Genomic DNA, 17,330 nt, shown 5'->3' on the forward strand with positions numbered 1-17,330 from the left:
ATTCTTAAAGCAAATGAATCTAAAACCTACCCGATGAGTATTCAACCTAATTCCCGTCAGTTAATTTCATGCGAAGAGTGCGGCCTTGTTGTTCGCATTCCCGATATCGAACAGGGGCAAAAAGCACAATGTCCTCGATGTTCGCATTCGCTGACTAAAGTGAATGCCAAGCCTTACCAAAGCGTGATCGCCATATCATCGGCATGTTTGATCATGTTAGTGCTAAGCATTTCTTTCCCTTTTATGTCGTTCAGCGTGCAAGGGTTGTCGCAAGAAATCACCTTGTTGCACGCTGCCAAAATGCTGGCTGAGTTTCAAAATGTGCTTTTGGGTGTGCTGCTACTCGCAACAGTTATCGTTTTGCCTGCAATCTATGTTGGTCTCGTTCTCTTTCTTCACCTTGAAGCATTAAAAGCACGTAAACATACCCCCTCTAGAAAGCAGCAACGAATGGCAAAAGTTTTATGCCGTCTTCTGTTTCGAGTCGAACCCTGGTTAATGGTGGATGTCTTTTTGATTGGCGTGTTGGTCAGCTTAATTAAAATCGCTTCCCTCGCAGACATAGGAATGGGCACTTCATTCTGGGCGTTTTGTGTATATACCGTTCTGGTAGTCAAATGCATATCAATGGTCGACAAAAGCTGGCTCTGGGGGCACTTTATTCCAGCTATCGAGCTATCTAATGTAAAAGAGGGTGATACGCACCATAACCACAACCATATTGGTTGTCATACGTGTCACCAGCTCAACCCTATTGAAGCTAAAAAACACCAACACTGCATTCGTTGTAAAAGCCCTATTCACAAATACAACCCCGCAGACAACTTACAAAAAGCTTGGGCGCTTTTGTTTGCTTCAGTCATTTTCTATATCCCTGCAAACCTCTACCCTATGATGTACACCGTAAGTCTTGGACATGCAGAAGGTTCGACTATCATGGAGGGGGTAATATTGCTTTGGCATTTAGGTTCTTACCCTATTGCGATGGTAATTTTCTTTGCTAGCGTATTTATTCCAATGGCGAAAATGCTGGCACTCGCGTGGCTGTATTACAATGCGCAAAAAGCGCGATATCTTCCGCACGAAGAGAGTATTTCACGCTTAAAGATCTACCGCATAACTGAGTTTATTGGCCGTTGGTCCATGATCGATATCTTCGTCGTCGCGATCTTAGTTGCACTGGTTCAGCTGCAAAACTTAATGGCGATTTATCCAGGTCCTGCTGCGCTCTCTTTCGCGGCAGTGGTCATTTTTACTATGCTTTCTGCAATGATATTTGACTCACGTTTGTTGTGGCAATTGCCACAAAACGAAGTGCAGGAGCCGATTTCTGACAACTTAAACGAGAAAGCCAAATATGAGTGATGAGAACAACGTAACCGCTCAAATAAAACCGCAAAAGCAGATTTCTGCGATATGGATTGTCCCGATCCTTGCGCTAGCCATGGGAGCGTGGATGCTGTTCCAATATATCAACAGTACAGGCCCACAAATTACTCTCCAACTGCCAACCGCAGATGGGATTGAGGTTGGCAAAACCGAAATCCGAGCATTGAATGTAAAAGTCGGACTGATTACTGAAGTCACTCTCAGTGAAAATTACGATCACATCATCGCTAAGGCACAAATGAACAAGGATGCAGAACGCATGCTGCGAGATGACACCATGTTTTGGGTTGTGAAGCCTCGTATTGGCCGTGATGGCGTTTCAGGTTTAGAGACCTTGCTCTCTGGCGCTTATATCCAACTTCAGCCGGGTAAATCTAAGATAGAGAAAGAGCGCTTTACGGTCTTAGATGTTCCCCCAGTCGCCTCTCCTGATGCAGAGGGGTTACGCCTTGTGTTAACACACCGCGAGGCTGGTAAGCTAGGCGTTGGTGACCCCGTCATTTATAAAGGCTTTACGGTTGGTCGTGTAGAGAAAACCAGCTTTGATGTTGACACTCGCAAAGCGTTATACCAACTCTTTATTTTCAAGCCTTATGACAGCTTAGTGCGCACTCGTACCAAGTTCTGGCTGAATTCTGGCGTAGATTTACAGCTCAACGCTGAAGGGTTCGAAGTCAAGTTTGGCTCATTAGAGAGCATGCTAACGGGTGGTGTTACCTTCGATACCGTTCCAGGTCTTGAATCCGGTGAACAGCTCACTGAAAATATGGTCAACTTCCGCTTGTACGATGATATTAAACAACTTCGAGAAGGCATGTACGATGATTATATTGAATTCGTTATGCTTTTTGATGAATCGGTACGAGGACTTAAACGTAAGGCACCTGTCGAATATCGAGGCTTGAGAATTGGTACTGTGATGCGTGTACCAATGCGACTTCCAACCCCAGAAGAGAACTTTTCTGCGAAAAAAATCCCTGTATTGGTACGAATCGAGCTCGGCCGTGTTTATGGCGATTTCCAATCCCAATCTTTACCAATGTTAAAAGATAAATTGAAGAGTGAGTTTGCTAAAGGCCTACGTGGTACTTTAAAAACAGGTAACTTATTAACAGGCGCACTATATGTTGACGCCGACTTCTATCCAAATGACGAGCCTTACGTACCGAGTAAGTTTGCTGATTTAGATGTTTTCCCAACCATGCGTGGTGGTTTTGCGCAGGTTCAGCGCCAAGTGAACGACTTCCTAAATAAGATTAATAACTTACCGATGGAAGAAACGCTAGATTCTCTCAATTCAACGTTAAAAACGTCTGAAAAAACGTTAGCTTCAGCAGAACGCGTGGCGGACAGTATTGATAAACTTTTGAATCAAAAAGAGACGCAAGAGATCCCAACAGATATTCGCCAAAGCTTACAGCAATTACAAAAAACACTCGATGGTTATGGGCCCAACTCAACCATGTACAGCGAAATGGAAGCCACGCTAAAAGAATTAGAAAGCGTGATGACAGAGTTTAAACCCGTACTTAAACAGCTAAACGAAAAGCCAAACTCTCTTGTGTTTGGAGAAGATGAAATCAGTGACCCAATACCAGTTAAAGGCCAAAACTAATGAAACGAGTATTCTTTCTGTCTATCGCGCTATTTGTCGGTCTAACGGGTTGCAGTAGCGCTCCGCAAACTAAAGGAGCTATGTACCTTCTACCTAAGGTGGAACCAGTGACGCTGAGCTCTTCTGATATCGCTCAGCGCCCAACTTTAGTTGTTCGTCCAGTGACATTGGCGAGTTATTTGAATGATAGTGGCATTGTTTATCGAACCTCTGAGACCCAAGTTATTCAGGCGAAACACAATCAATGGGCGCACAGTATTTCTGAGCAAATCACTCAGAGAGTCGTCGCGGAGCTGCGTCACAAGCAAAGTCATTACTGGCCGGCTGAAATGAATAATCTGTTGGATCAAAGCGGTGAAGCCAAACTCCAGCTTACGTTAAATAAATTTAATGGCAGCTACAAAGGTAATATCGAAATTGAGGGGGAATGGTTACTCATTAATGCCGAAGGTAAGGTAGAAAACAGCGCGCCAATACAAATCTCTCAGCCGCTTCAAGATGAGGGCTATGAAGCGCTCGTCAACGCTTTATCCATAGGCTTAGAAAGCCTAACCTCAGACATTGCCAAACAACTCTAAGTCAATGTTAATTACAGGGAAGCAAGTTGCTTCCCTTTTTTATGCAGAGTGTAGCGACTTCTACTAAGCTGAAAGCTGACGAAAAGCCGAAAAGGAAATTGGATGAAACCATGTAACCTGCTATCACTCTCCTCACTCATTCTTGTATTACCTACATCAGTAGCGCTCTCAGCCGAGACACAAGAATCTCGTTGGCGAAATAGCATAGAAGTGTACATGCTAGGACTGAATATCCACGGGGATACCAGTATTGGTCGCTTTTCATCAGAGGTGGATGTCGATCCTAAGTTCATCGTAGACCACCTCGATATTGGGGCGATGTTGCGATTCGAGAGTATTTACCAAAGTAAGTGGGGCTACTACATAGATTATAGTTTCATGAACTTAAGTGGTGATGTTAATAATATCAAGGGCGCTCTGCCTAACGCTCGTTATCGTGCGGACATCGAAATACGGCAAGGTGTTCTAGAAGCAAAGGCATTCCAACGCGAACAATATTCATTTGGTAAACTGGATTATATGTTTGGATTACGTTGGTGGGACAATGACATCACCGGCAAGCTGTATCGTAATGATAACCGGGTACTAGAAGATAGACTGTCATTACAAGAAGATTGGGTCGATTTTTTAGTTGGCTTGCGACTCATTGATGAATTGAGCGAAAACTGGCGACTTCATGCCAGCATCGACGCCGGACTTGGCAACGATACTCACTTCACTTATGCCATTCAAACTGGTGTTCGTTATCGCTTTAACGAATGGTCTGATCTCAACTTAGCTTACAAGTCGACCTGGGTCGATTACAAAAATGAAGAGGTATTTGAATATGATACGGCTTCTCAAGGGCTTTTAGTCGGACTTGGCTTTTACTTTTGATCAGGTGAAACCCTAGCCTATATTCAAGCGTTGTAACGTGTACTAGCTCTAGGTACACGTCTAGTGCCGCGTTACAGATGCTTAAATAAGGCAAATTGATCTTCATCAGACTATAAATTGCTCTTCGGTGTTACTCTCTGTCGCAAAATATAAAACCCCACTCTATGACCTCATATAGGTCTTGTTGATAAGGTTCCCGAGTAGCAATGTCGATTAACATTTCCGATTTAACCACCGCCCTAAATAAGGTGGAGCATATTCATAAAGTGCAGCTTGAAAACGTACATCAGTTCTTCAAAGCAAACGAAGCTTTCTCGTTGCAAACATTCAGCCAGCTGATATCCAGCGACTCGCTTGATGATCGATTTAAAACCATCGATAAAGCGTTCTCTTTGCTTGGTGATGCAAAAACCTACCTTTTAGAAGTGTCTTACCTTGTTAAGTAAAAAAGAAAGCCCCGATAAAATTCATTACCGGGGCTATCATTTTCTATCTAAACTACTGATTTACAATTTGTAACGATCATCAATTACCGTTAATTCTGGGAAGGTTTTACCCTCGTCCATCGCTTCTTCTGTCTCTTCTTTTACTTGGTTATCAATCCAGAAATTACCGATATCCATTGGATGAAGCACCCATTCTGTCGCTTTTGTCATGCCGTTTTTAGGAATTTTAACCCAGCGCCAATGAGCAACTCGAGAATAAGGCACCATGTAGCCAGGAACGATGATATTCGCTTTGCTGACATAGTTTTGGATTTGATGCGACAAGTCGTAACGCTTCTCCTGATCAAACTCAGAATCATACGCTTCAATTAACTTGTCTAGCTCAGGGCTGCTGTAGTTGGTGTGAGCATTCGTTTGTGGTCGATTTGCATTATCCGAGTGTAGGTATTCCCAGTACGCAGGGATCTCACCAGAGCCCATATTCAAAAACGCTAGCTGATGCTTTTTCTCAAGAATGTATTTAAACGCAGATGAGCCATCCACCAAGTTTAACGTGAACTCAAGACCAGCAAGTTTCGCTTGCTCTTTCAGGTATGCAATACGCGGTGTCCAAGAGTTGTATCCGTAGGTGATAGCAAAGCTCAAGCGTTGGCCCTTGTCGTTAACACGAATACCATCTGCGCCCACTTTATCAAAGCCCGCTTTTTCGAAGTGTTTAACCGCCGCATCAGCATCAAACTTTGGCGGTGTATTGTTAGGATCATCGTATTCGCCATGACCAAAGCCGAGTCCATGCGGTTTACGTGAATAATCTCCACGCATGATGTTTTCAATCATGCCGTCATAGTCAGTGGCTGCCATAACACCTTTACGCACTTCTAGGTTATCCAACATAGGCATCGCTGTGTTCATCCAAAGACCACCAGCTCCTTGCGGTGCTTCGTTAAAGCCCCAGTACTTTTGGATATAGCCTTTTTTGTACACATCACTATTGGTTTTGTCATGCCAAAAGCTTGGTAGCACCATCTCAAAGTAGTCTAAGTTACCTTTCTCAAAGTGCTTCATGGCAATATCAGGATCGCGAATTACCTTAATGCGAACCTTTTCAACGTTATAACGGTTTTTATAGTAGCGGTTGTTGTATCCCCACCAATCTTCACCGACATGTTTGAATGTCACGCTCTTACCTTTCTTCACTTGATCAATGTAGTAAGGCGCTGCGGTTGGCTCAGATTTAAAGTTAAACTTTCTGACGAAGTTATCAGGCATGCCATCGTTATTTGCGTCCTTTTCTCCTTCAAAGAAGTGTTCAGGACGAGGCTGAAAACCATTACTTGGCATGTTAATCATAACCATAAGTGAGTCATGACTTTGAGCTACAGCAAGATTGACTTTGATCGTGTAGTCATCAATTTTTTCAACACTCACAATACTGTTTGTGAAGAAGTCGTTATACCACGGGTCGATAATGTCTTTTGACGTGTAGTACTTCATCATAAAGACGTAATCATCTGCTGTAATTTTTTCACCATCTGACCACTCGGCCGTTTCGTCGAGTTTAAAGAATACGGTTTTGTTGTCTTCTCCAAATGCCCATGACTTAGCAAGTTGAGGGATCCATTTGCCAGTATTTGGATGACGCTGAGCCAGTTTTGGTGAACCATCCATTAAGTATTGGCGCAAACCTGAGTTCGCATCTGGACCAACACTTCGTAATGTTTGCGGAAAGCTCTGAATGTAAGTGCGATAGGTGCCCCCTCGTACCGCCTCTTCAGAGGCAAATAGAGGTTCGTTGTTGTTTGAAATCCATTCGATATCCGCTGGCAATTCTGCCGCACTCAGTTGAAAACTGGCAGCGGTCAGTGTTGCTAGTACTGAAAATGGCAGTTTTTTAGTCATGTTTCTTCCTTGTTGTGTTTGCGCACTAAGGTCGTAACAAGGAAGACAGCGTGTGAAAGCTCACAGAAAGCTGCGATTTAAAATACGCAGATAGGAAATAATAGGAACGTAATATGAAGTGACGTCCTGCCAGCTTCTATATTAATTTCAAAGAGTTTCACTAGGTCATCCTAGACCTTACAACGCAGTGAATGCATCTTCGCCATAGTATTCTTTAGATATTTGTAACGCAAGCCATCAATAACACATGATTGCATTTTCGGGGCATCACAGTGAGTTATGTTACAAAAGTGTGATCAGCATAGTACCAAGCCCTACTTTACTCAGAATAAACCGCAGAACCTTTATCTCAATTGGCCCCGATATACCAGTTACAGCGCGTAAATGATCAGACATAGCTGGCTAAAAGGAATGGTTGTTTACCGCGATCAGTATTTTCATTCGATATAAAAAGTGAGGCATCTTAGCCTCACTTTTCTCCTTACAATCGAGACAGTGCTTACATGTTAGATAAGCTCTCATTGATCGACTTCAGCACTTCTGCAGGATTTGACGCTTGAGTGATAGGGCGACCAATCACAAGATAATCTGAACCTGATTGGATAGCGTCTACTGGCGTCATGATACGGCGTTGGTCACCTTGTTCCGAGCCAGCAGGTCGAATACCAGGGGTCACTAATTTAAATTCTTGGCCTAGTTCGCTCTTCAGTAGTGAGGACTCTTGCGCTGAACATACGACACCATCTAAGCCCGCGTTTTTGGTCAAGGTTGCTAGACGAATCACTTGCTCCTGAGGCGCAACATTCAAACCAATACCAGCTAAATCACTTTGTTCCATACTGGTTAGCACCGTTACACCGATAAGAAGTGGACGATCTTTACCATATGGCTCAAGAATTTCACGTGATGCCGTCATCATACGCTCACCACCGCTCGCGTGTACGTTCACCATCCATACACCCATTTCAGCCGCAGCGCGAACTGCTTTCGAGCAGGTGTTTGGAATATCGTGAAATTTTAAATCTAGGAATACCGAGAAACCACGTTTATGGAGTTCACGTACAAAATCAGGACCAAATAGCGTAAACATCTCCTTGCCAACTTTTAGTCGGCATGACGCAGGATCAATTCTATCTACAAACGCAAGTGCATCTGCTTGGTTATCATAATCCAGTGCGACAATAACTTTTTGGTCGATCATTTCATCTCCTAACTGTTTTGGTTCTTATTAAATAAAAAGTTAAAAAAATGCAGCGGACAGAAACTCTGCCAGCTGCATTAAGAATTATTCACCATCCAATCCGCGGATTGGCTTGATCGTCCCCCATCCTTTACAGGACGGACAATGCCAATAAAGGGAATGGGTAGAAAATCCACACTTCCGGCATCGGTAATGCGGTTTCACTTTTAACTGTTCACCCACCATCGCTTGTAGTGTTGATAGGCTGTCTTTCGCTCGACCATCTTCTGCTTCTGCAATGTGGTAGTCAATTAAACGGTAGAAGCCCTTCATGGTTGGGTTTTTCAGCAATTGTTTCGTCAGTAACTCTTGAGCAGCCCCAACGTTCTCGTGATGAGCAACTAATTGAGCCAACATCAACTCGGCTGATACGCCTGCTTTCTTATCAATACAAGCTCGCAGAAATTCGACAAGTTCATCTTCCTGACCCAGATGATGATAGCATTCTGCAATAGTTGGCAAGACATCACTGATAAAGTCTTTATCTTGCTCAAGTACCCCCGTCAGATATTTGATGGTGTGCTTATAGTCTTCAGACTCTAGGTAAATTCGTCCCAAAGCAATACTTGCTCGAACACACTTCGGGTCTTCCGCTAACGCTTTTTTAAAATGCTGTATTGCCTTATTAGTATTCCCATCAGCTTGGTCGAGCATGGCTATTTCACACCAAAAATGGGCAATATTTGCACGCATCCTTGAGCGTTTATTACCTAACTTAGCCAATTGGTTCGCGTAATAAATCGCCTTTTCCCATTCTCGTGTTTGCTGATAAATGGTCACTAATTGTTGAAGAGCCGCCTCTTTGTAATCTGGCTCTTCGACTAACTGTTCAAAGATTTTCTCTGCACGATCAAGAAAACCAGAGACCATGTAGTCTTTCGCTAACTGTTGAAGGGCGAGGTTCTTTTGGTCCAGTGTTAAGCCTGAACGAGAAATAAGATTTTGGTGAATTCTGATTGCGCGGTCGACTTCACCACGAGACCGGAACAGGTTACCCAACGCAAGGTGAGTATCGATGGTCTCGTTATCAACTTGGAGCAATTCAATAAAGTGATCGACAGCCTTATCTGATTGGTCAGAGAGCAGCAGATTAAGACCCGTCATATACTGACGAGAGATTTGATGAGATTGCTTCTGCTTGTCTTGCTGAGCGCTGCGATGCCCCATATACCAGCCATACGCAGCAGCTATAGGCAACAACAAGAAGAGTAGTTCAAGCATTAAAGTTAAGCCTTATCCTTATGCCTGTTTTTCAATGGCAGGCTTATCAGCAGCGTTGCTTGATTCAGTTGGTTCGTACTTTTTCAGTTTTTTCTTTAAACGACGGACCTGTAGCTGAGTTTTCAGTTGGATGCTACCAAAGATAACCCACGCTAAAGCAAAGCCAACCACAAATACTACACCTAATAGCGTAGATAAGTGGAACTCTCCTTTTGCTAGAAGATAGTTAAAAGTCACGAGCTCTTGGTTTTGGGAACCTAACGCCAATGCAATTAAAAAGAGAGCTAAAACAGCAACGATTTTTATAATTTTCATGTTACATCACCCTTCTAGGAGTAAGTCGGTAAGATTATGCAGGAAAATGCTTCTTCAGACTACGTATATTAGCAATAATCTATACCCAAGTAACCTCAAGATGCTTAGTTTGTAGACATGCTTAGAAGTTAAAGTTATTTGGGTATAGAAAGCAGCAAGGAAAACGGCTGAATCCACAATTAGATTAGTAAACGATCTTGGATGTATGACTAACTTGGATACATTACAAAAAAGCGGCATACACAAACGTATGCCGCTTTTTTCAAACTAATAAGAGTGCATTAACCAATATTTACACGCTCACGAAGTTCTTTACCTGGTTTGAAATGTGGAACGTATTTACCTTCCAATTCCACTTTATCGCCCGTTTTAGGGTTACGACCTACGCGAGGCTCGCGGTAATGAAGAGAAAAACTACCAAAGCCACGGATCTCGATACGGTCACCGCTCTCTAGTGTAGAGGCCATGTGCTCTAAAATATCTTTTACAGCATCCTCTACCTCTTTCGCTGATAAGTGTGTTTGCTCAGCGCAGAGTCTTTCAATCAGTTCAGACTTAGTCATAGTTGCCCTCTTTGAGTATCTTTATCACTTATTATAGTAAGTAATACTAATTCCAACAAACACTTGCTGACAATTCTAGACAAATTTTATGCAAAATGCGCAATGAAGAAATGCCTTTTATTAAGATAGTTTACTGTCATTAGTATTACTACTTAAATATGACCAAATATAAAAAAGGAGCCTTGCGGCTCCTTTTTTGCTTAAGCGAGTATATTATTCGCCTTTAGCAGCTTTGAAAGCGTCAGCCATTGCGTTACCGAATGCATTGTCATCTTGCTTGTTGATAGATGCCATTGCTTCTTGCTCGTCAGCTTCGTCTTTAGCTTTGATAGATAGGTTGATTACGCGGTTCTTACGGTCTACACCTGTGAACTTCGCTTCAACAACATCACCAGCGCTTAGGATTAGAGAAGCATCTTCTACGCGATCGCGTGATACTTCAGAAGCACGGATGTAACCTTCAACGCCTTCTGCGATTTCAACAGTAGCGCCTTTAGCGTCAACAGCAGTTACAGTAGCGTTAACTAGAACACCTTTCTTGTTGTCAGCAACGTAAGCATTGAATGGGTCATTTTCCATTTGCTTGATGCCTAGAGAGATGCGCTCACGCTCAGCGTCTACTGCTAGAACAACTGCAGAGATCTCGTCGCCTTTCTTGTACTCACGTACAGCTTCTTCGCCAGCAACATTCCAAGAAATGTCAGATAGGTGAACTAGACCGTCGATGCCGCCTTCTAGACCGATGAAGATACCGAAGTCAGTGATAGACTTGATCTTACCAGTAACTTTGTCGCCTTTAGCTTGTGCTTCAGCGAATGACTGCCATGGGTTAGCTTTACACTGTTTCAGACCTAGAGAGATACGACGACGTTCTTCGTCGATTTCAAGAACCATAACCTCAACTTCGTCGCCAACATTAACAACTTTAGAAGGGTGGATGTTCTTGTTAGTCCAATCCATTTCTGAAACGTGAACTAGACCTTCAACGCCTTCTTCGATTTCAACGAAGCAGCCGTAGTCAGTTAGGTTAGTTACGCGACCAGTTAGTTTGTGACCTTCTGGGTAACGCTTAGCGATTGCTACCCATGGATCTTCGCCTAGTTGCTTAAGACCTAGTGATACGCGAGTACGCTCACGGTCGAACTTAAGAACTTTAACTTGGATCTCGTCACCAACGTTAACGATTTCAGATGGGTGCTTAACGCGCTTCCAAGCCATATCAGTGATATGTAGAAGACCGTCAACGCCACCTAGGTCAACGAACGCACCGTAGTCAGTAAGGTTCTTAACGATACCTTTAACTTCAGAACCTTCTTGTAGAGTTTCTAGAAGCTCGTCACGCTCAACGCTGTTCTCTGATTCGATAACTGCACGACGTGAAACAACTACGTTGTTACGTTTTTGGTCAAGTTTGATAACTTTGAACTCTAGCTCTTTGTTTTCTAGGTGAGCAGTGTCGCGGATTGGACGTACGTCTACTAGAGAGCCAGGAAGGAAAGCACGGATACCGTTTAGTTCAACAGTGAAACCGCCTTTAACTTTACCGTTGATGATACCAACAACAGTTTCAGCTTCTTCGTAAGCTTTCTCAAGTACGATCCAAGCTTCGTGACGCTTAGCTTTCTCACGAGAAAGTTGAGTTTCACCGAAACCATCTTCAACAGCGTCTAGAGCTACGTCTACTTCAGCGCCAACTTCAACTTCAAGTTCGCCAGCAGCGTTCTTGAACTGTTCAGCAGGGATAGCAGATTCAGACTTAAGACCAGCGTCAACAAGAACGAAACCGTTCTCGATAGCTACTACAGTACCTTTAACGATGCTGCCTTGTTGGAATTCTGTTTCGTTTAGAAACTCTTCAAAGAGTTGAGCAAAAGATTCAGTCATTTAATTAATCTTCAATAAATTAAACTTCCACGGGTATCCTACCGCATGGGGTTATTAAATTCGCCAGTCATCATCCTTGCGACCAACGCTCTTAGCCTAGTCGAGTATTATTACTCAGCTAGCTTCGATTCGATATATTGTAGTGCCTTTTCTACTACTTCGTCGATAGTCATCGACGTAGAATCTAGCACAAGCGCATCCTCAGCAGGGCGTAATGGCGCCACTGGGCGGTTACGATCTCGGTCGTCACGCTCTTGGATCTCGCTTAAAAGGTCAGCAAATCTAACATCTAACCCTTTCTCTTGCAACTGTTTAAGGCGTCGATTTGCACGCTCTTCAGCACTCGCATCAAGGAAGATTTTTGCTTGCGCACTCGGGAATACAATTGTGCCCATATCACGACCATCAGCAACCAGACCCGGAGCGGTCTCAAATGCACGCTGACGACGTAGTAATGCTTCACGAACACGTGGCAAAGCCGCAACTTTAGATGCTGCCATACCCGTTTCTTCTTTACGAAGCTCCCCTGACACGTCTTCGCCTTCTAGAATGACCTTAACTAAGTCACCTTCCGCGATAAATTGAACGTCTAGGTGGGTTGCTAGTGGGACAAGAGCATCTTCTGACTCGGTGTCGACACCGTGGTGAATCGCAGCGAGTGCAAGTACACGATAAATTGCGCCAGAATCTAAGAGTTGGAAACCCAACTTTTTCGCCAGCAACATACATAAAGTGCCTTTACCTGCACCACTAGGTCCATCTACGGTTACAACCGGAGTTTGAGAGGACATGTTCTTCTCCACCAATAGTTTCTTTTCAGCAATTTGCTCGGTTTTCGAGGCGCACATTATACGGGTAATCAGTCTTTGGAGCGAGGAAAAATGTCGTGTAAAGCATTACACCTAATGCGTAATTGGATTCATCAATAAACATAAAGTTCAACAAAAACGGCGAGAGCTTCCGCCCTCGCCGTTTTAAATGTCATGAACTTAAGCTCGATTAAACAATCGGCTTTTGACCACGCTCAGCTAACTTTAAAATCACACTATCAGCGACTTTACCCGCCACACCTGCTAGCTTGTCGGCCAGTTTTTTCTTTTGTACATAATGCACAGAAAGTACAGTTTTATCTTTGCATGCTGCAACAACGATATCATCAGATGTACTAATGTCATCCACCAAACCAAGCTCTTTCGCTTGTGTACCGAACCAGTGCTCCCCAGTGGCTACTTTGTCTAGGTCCAAACTAGGACGACGCTCACGGATGAAGTCTTTAAACAAGACATGTGTTTCTTCAAGTTCTTGCTTAAACTTATCGCGCGCTTTATCGGTATTCTCACCGAACATCGTTAGCGTGCGTTTATATTCACCCGCTGTTAGTTGTTCGTACTCAATGTCATGTTTCTTCAACAGTTTGTTGAAGTTAGGAATCTGTGCGATAACGCCAATAGAACCCACAATTGCAAATGGTGCAGAAACAATTTTATCTGCTACACATGCCATCATGTAACCGCCACTTGCCGCAACTTTGTCAACAGAGATGGTCAGAGGAAGACCCGCAGCTTTGATTCGGTCCAGTTGAGAAGAGGCAAGGCCGTAACCATGAACCATACCACCGCCAGACTCTAAGCGAAGTAACACTTCATCACCTTCACGTGCGACAGCCAAAATAGCGGTGATTTCTTCACGTAGAGACGCGACTTCTTTTGCGTCTATGCTACCGTTGAAATCAAGAACAAATAGGTGTGGTTCACGCTTGCTATCTAATGAACCGTCTTTGCTCGCTTGTTTGATTTCTTTCTCGCGAGATTTGTTCTTCTCTTTTTCTTCTTTCTTGACGGCTTTATCTCGAGCCTTGATGAAAGCATCGTCATGCAAATGATGCTCTAACTGCTCAACAGATTGTTTGTGTTGCTCTGAAAGGTTGGTAATCTCTAACTCCCCTTTCGCCGCACCCGATTTGCCACCAGCCGATTTTGCAATAATGAGCAGAACAATTATCGCAGCAACCACCGTGATAATTTTGGCCAGAAACAGACCATAATCTAATAAAAATTCCAACGAGAGCTCCTTTATCTCATTTCAGATGACGTTAGTATGTTACGCAGAAACATCAGCGAGAAGGCAGCGCGGTTTGTAACCACTTGTTCTGATTGATAGCATACCTAACGAAAGTTCTGGAATTGGTATAACACATGAATTGGTGTATTGTAACCATCTTGTCACGATTACCAAGATTTTCCATTGAGAAACAGGCGTTTTTTAGCGTCAATTAACTATCATGGACCCTCTTACAATAATAAGGATTTATCGCCGTGAACTACTCCGTTTCAGCTGATGCTCTAAAAGGTAAAGTCATTCTTGTTACTGGCGCTGGTAATGGCATCGGCCGTCAAGCCGCGCTTTCTTATGCAGAGCACGGTGCAACTGTTATTCTCTTGGGTAGAAATGTGCAAAACCTTGAATCTATCTATGATGAGATTGAAGCTGCTGGCTATCCACAAGCAGCTATCATTCCATTGGATCTCAAGGGCGCAACTCAGCAGAATTACATTGATATGGCAGAGACAATCGAAGGACAGTTTGGTCGCTTGGATGGTCTATTACACAACGCAGGTGTCTTGAGTTCGCTGTGTCCATTTGATCAAATCAAAGAGGAAGACTTCGACGATATCATGCAGATCAACGTGAAAGCCGAAGTGCTAATGACTCAAGCACTACTGCCTGTGATGCGTAAATCAGAAGCTGGGCGTATTATCTTTACCTCTTCAACCGTCGGCCACTCTGGCCGCGCATTCTGGGGGCCATACGCTATCTCTAAATTTGCCGTAGAAGGCATGATGCAAGTTTTGGCTGACGAGCTGAGTGATACACCGATCCGCGTTAACGCAATTAACCCTGGTGCCACTCGTACTCGCATGCGTGAAAAAGCATATCCGGGTGAAGATGCGAATACTCTCAAAACGCCACTGGATATCATGCCGCTATATTTGCACTTAATGGATCCTGCGGTTACCGATGTGAACGGTCAGTGCATCGACGCTCAACCGAAGCGTAAATAACTCATTCAGGTTACCTCACATAATCGATTGAAAAGGCAGCAAACGCTGCCTTTTTTCATTTCTCTCTTCATAAAAATCTTGCGACTTTCTCCCACAGAAATATACTGTATATATATACAGGTATTTATTATGCAAGATATTATTCAGAACTTAAAAAGCCAACACCTTGTTTGGCAAGCAAATTTAACGAAAGCAGATCCTCAGCAGTTGCAGACTAGTTCCGGTTTTTCTGAATTAGATGATTTGCTCGGCGGAGGCTTTCCACCTCATGGCGTAGTGGAGATGGAATCTATTGGTAGTATTGGTGAATTGCGTTTGCTCGCTCCCTATTTAAAAGCCACTCAGACCAATGGTATGACCGCATTTATTCAACCACCTGCGCTAGTGAATTCTCTGTTTTTACACTACATCGGGTTGGATATAAACCAAGTGTGGGTTGTTACTCCAACTCACCCCAAAGATGCTCTTTGGGCTGCAGAGCAATGTCTGAAAAGTGGGGTATGCAGTAATGTTTTGTTATGGCAAGAAGAGCTTGAAATACATCAAGTGAAACGCTTACAGGTAGCAAGTGAACAAGGGAGTTGCCCTCTCTTTATGCTTAAAACAGATACTATCAACCGCTTGTCTTTACCTGTGTCACTCAGTTTAAAACTGAAAGGCGACGAGCAAGGGATTCATGTTGAAGTGCTGAAAAGGAAAGGAGGCTGGAATAGAGGTAGCGTTAGTATCGGATTCCAACACCATTACCCGCAACTGGTGAAACCATCATCTGAAACTGTGCACTCGACTGTGGTCAATTTCCCACTGGCGAACCAAGGTTAGTGATATGTCTCTGTGGATTTACTTGCACTTCCCTCGCCTGCAGCTAGACGCACTCTTTGGTGATAACCAAGAACAACCCGTAGTGATTGTCGAAAGCCAACGTTGCCAGATTCTTCAATACAACGAGATTGCCGAACAACAAGGCATTAAGCCTGGTATGGGCTTAGGCAGTGCTGCGTCCTTGTGTCGAGATTTACAAGTGCATCCTTATCATCCACAAACCGAATTAAATAAATTACAAGAGGTAGCCCAGTGGTTGTATTTGATCACATCTGACGTTGTGTTGATGCCAAACCAAGGTATTTTACTGCGTGCTACTCCAATGCTCGCTCTGTATGAAGGGCTTGAAAACTATTGGAATAAAGTCAGAGCTCACTTATCGGAGCTGAAACTGAGTTTTCAATTCGGATGTGGTTTTTCGCCTTTTGCTGCCAAATTGATGGCAATATCAGGAGCGAACGTCATCAGTGAAGACAAATCTGCCATACAAAAAGTCCTATCACCATTACCGTTAACACTGGCAGATTTATCAAGCGCTACAGTAGAGAAGTTACAACGTGTAGGCGTCACCACATTGCAAAACCTGCTTGAACTGCCATTGCAAGACATCGCACGACGCTTTGATATCGATTTGGTGAACTACGTTGGTCGACTGACTGGGCAGTTTAAACACCCTGTCGACCTTTATCACCCTACCGAATCCTTCCAAGTTTATTTAGAGCTGTTGTTTGAGATCGAAAACGTTCAGTGGATTGAAAAACCGTTGGCCAAATTACTTCGTCAACTCGAAACCTTTCTTAAATTAAGAGATAAGGTCGCTTTTGAACTGTGTTTAACACTCCACCAGCGTGAGAAACAAGAGCAACACCTTCAACTCACTTCTGCGCAAGGTGATTACCTATGTCAGCGTTGGCAACAGTTAGCGAGTTTAAGCTTAGAATCACTCTCGCTTAATGGCCCAGTCACAGGGCTAACGTTAAAAGTCATCCGTCAAGGTGAGCCTCTTAGTGCATCACGCGATCTCTTTGCTGGGCAGAAAGGAAACATGAATGCTTTAGAGCTGCTCTCTTTACTGCAAGCTAAATTGGGGAAAAGTGCCGTTTTAAAACCCAATATTGCTTGCGATCCTAGACCAGAAAAGGCCAGTCAGTATCGCCCTGCTGATGCTCCAGATAAAAAGGGGCACGCCATACCCTCCATACTACGCCCCGCAATGCAATTACCGACTCCCATTGTATTGCAAGAACAAGTTTCTTTGGTCCACGGACCTGAGCGAATAGTTTCTGGGTGGTGGGATGGTGATGAGATCATGCGTGATTACTACATTGCATACACCAAGCAAGGCCGCTGGTTATGGATATTTCGCGATCAGCACAAGCACTGGTTTCTTCATGGCTATTTTTGTTAAATCGACAGTTAT

Annotated in this window: 16 protein-coding genes; 8 read left to right on the plus strand and 8 right to left on the minus strand. The window is 43.6% G+C overall.

Translation table 11 applies throughout. The annotated features are described in order from the left end of the window. Positions 1–33: 33 nt before the first annotated feature. The 5 genes from KI742_RS14520 (at position 34) to KI742_RS14540 (ending at position 4,904) form a co-directional block, all read left to right on the plus strand. The gene (locus KI742_RS14520) at positions 34–1,365 is read left to right on the plus strand and encodes a paraquat-inducible protein A (RefSeq protein WP_285385580.1); all 1,332 of its coding nucleotides are present in this window, start codon (positions 34–36) and stop codon (positions 1,363–1,365) included. Beyond that, entirely contained in the window at positions 1,358–3,004 is a 1,647-nt protein-coding gene (gene pqiB, locus KI742_RS14525; protein WP_005376682.1) for an intermembrane transport protein PqiB, read from the plus strand. The genes KI742_RS14520 and pqiB overlap by 8 nt, the downstream gene beginning before the upstream one ends. Beyond that, on the plus strand, positions 3,004–3,582 hold the full coding sequence (locus KI742_RS14530) for a membrane integrity-associated transporter subunit PqiC (protein WP_158156711.1): 579 nt from the start codon (positions 3,004–3,006) through the stop codon (positions 3,580–3,582). The genes pqiB and KI742_RS14530 overlap by 1 nt, the downstream gene beginning before the upstream one ends. Before the next feature lie 102 nt (positions 3,583–3,684). Beyond that, positions 3,685–4,458, plus strand: a complete 774-nt coding sequence (locus KI742_RS14535) for a hypothetical protein (protein WP_130545143.1) — start codon at positions 3,685–3,687, stop codon at positions 4,456–4,458. Positions 4,459–4,664: 206 nt separating this feature from the next. Then, on the plus strand, positions 4,665–4,904 hold the full coding sequence (locus tag KI742_RS14540; RefSeq protein ID WP_017821658.1) for a hypothetical protein: 240 nt from the start codon (positions 4,665–4,667) through the stop codon (positions 4,902–4,904). Between the two features lie 60 nt (positions 4,905–4,964). On the opposite strand, the gene KI742_RS14545 is transcribed toward KI742_RS14540, so the two are convergent. From KI742_RS14545 to sohB, 8 genes are all read right to left on the minus strand, one after another. Further along, entirely contained in the window at positions 4,965–6,803 is a 1,839-nt protein-coding gene (locus KI742_RS14545) for an extracellular solute-binding protein (RefSeq protein ID WP_017633867.1), read from the minus strand. Positions 6,804–7,302: 499 nt separating this feature from the next. Continuing rightward, complete coding sequence (gene pyrF, locus KI742_RS14550; protein ID WP_005376667.1) at positions 7,303–8,004, minus strand: orotidine-5'-phosphate decarboxylase; 702 nt, start codon at positions 8,002–8,004, stop codon at positions 7,303–7,305. An 84-nt stretch (positions 8,005–8,088) separates the two neighbouring features. Beyond that, on the minus strand, positions 8,089–9,264 hold the full coding sequence (gene lapB, locus KI742_RS14555; RefSeq protein ID WP_005376665.1) for a lipopolysaccharide assembly protein LapB: 1,176 nt from the start codon (positions 9,262–9,264) through the stop codon (positions 8,089–8,091). 18 nt (positions 9,265–9,282) lie between these two features. Beyond that, positions 9,283–9,579 (minus strand): LapA family protein, encoded by a 297-nt coding sequence (locus tag KI742_RS14560; protein ID WP_206957918.1) that lies wholly within the window; start codon positions 9,577–9,579, stop codon positions 9,283–9,285. A 281-nt stretch (positions 9,580–9,860) separates the two neighbouring features. Continuing rightward, positions 9,861–10,142: an integration host factor subunit beta gene (ihfB, locus tag KI742_RS14565; RefSeq protein WP_005385816.1), complete on the minus strand. Its 282-nt coding sequence runs from the start codon at positions 10,140–10,142 to the stop codon at positions 9,861–9,863. Between the two features lie 213 nt (positions 10,143–10,355). Then, a complete protein-coding gene (gene rpsA / locus KI742_RS14570) occupies positions 10,356–12,026 on the minus strand; it encodes a 30S ribosomal protein S1 (RefSeq protein WP_005385817.1) in 1,671 nt (556 codons plus the stop codon). Between the two features lie 110 nt (positions 12,027–12,136). Further along, positions 12,137–12,817, minus strand: a complete 681-nt coding sequence (cmk, locus tag KI742_RS14575; RefSeq protein WP_021033981.1) for a (d)CMP kinase — start codon at positions 12,815–12,817, stop codon at positions 12,137–12,139. A gap of 208 nt (positions 12,818–13,025) precedes the next feature. Beyond that, complete coding sequence (gene sohB, locus KI742_RS14580) at positions 13,026–14,087, minus strand: protease SohB (RefSeq protein WP_005385819.1); 1,062 nt, start codon at positions 14,085–14,087, stop codon at positions 13,026–13,028. A 254-nt stretch (positions 14,088–14,341) separates the two neighbouring features. Here sohB and KI742_RS14585 point away from each other — a divergent pair, with 254 nt between their 5' ends. From KI742_RS14585 to KI742_RS14595, 3 genes are all read left to right on the plus strand, one after another. Beyond that, positions 14,342–15,088: a YciK family oxidoreductase gene (locus tag KI742_RS14585; RefSeq protein ID WP_005372980.1), complete on the plus strand. Its 747-nt coding sequence runs from the start codon at positions 14,342–14,344 to the stop codon at positions 15,086–15,088. A gap of 129 nt (positions 15,089–15,217) precedes the next feature. Then, on the plus strand, positions 15,218–15,910 hold the full coding sequence (gene imuA / locus KI742_RS14590) for a translesion DNA synthesis-associated protein ImuA (protein WP_033905734.1): 693 nt from the start codon (positions 15,218–15,220) through the stop codon (positions 15,908–15,910). A 4-nt stretch (positions 15,911–15,914) separates the two neighbouring features. Further along, entirely contained in the window at positions 15,915–17,318 is a 1,404-nt protein-coding gene (locus tag KI742_RS14595; RefSeq protein ID WP_285385577.1) for a DNA polymerase Y family protein, read from the plus strand. Positions 17,319–17,330 lie beyond the last annotated feature (12 nt).

Source organism: Vibrio sp. D417a (genome assembly GCF_030248595.1).
GTDB lineage: Bacteria > Pseudomonadota > Gammaproteobacteria > Enterobacterales > Vibrionaceae > Vibrio > Vibrio alginolyticus.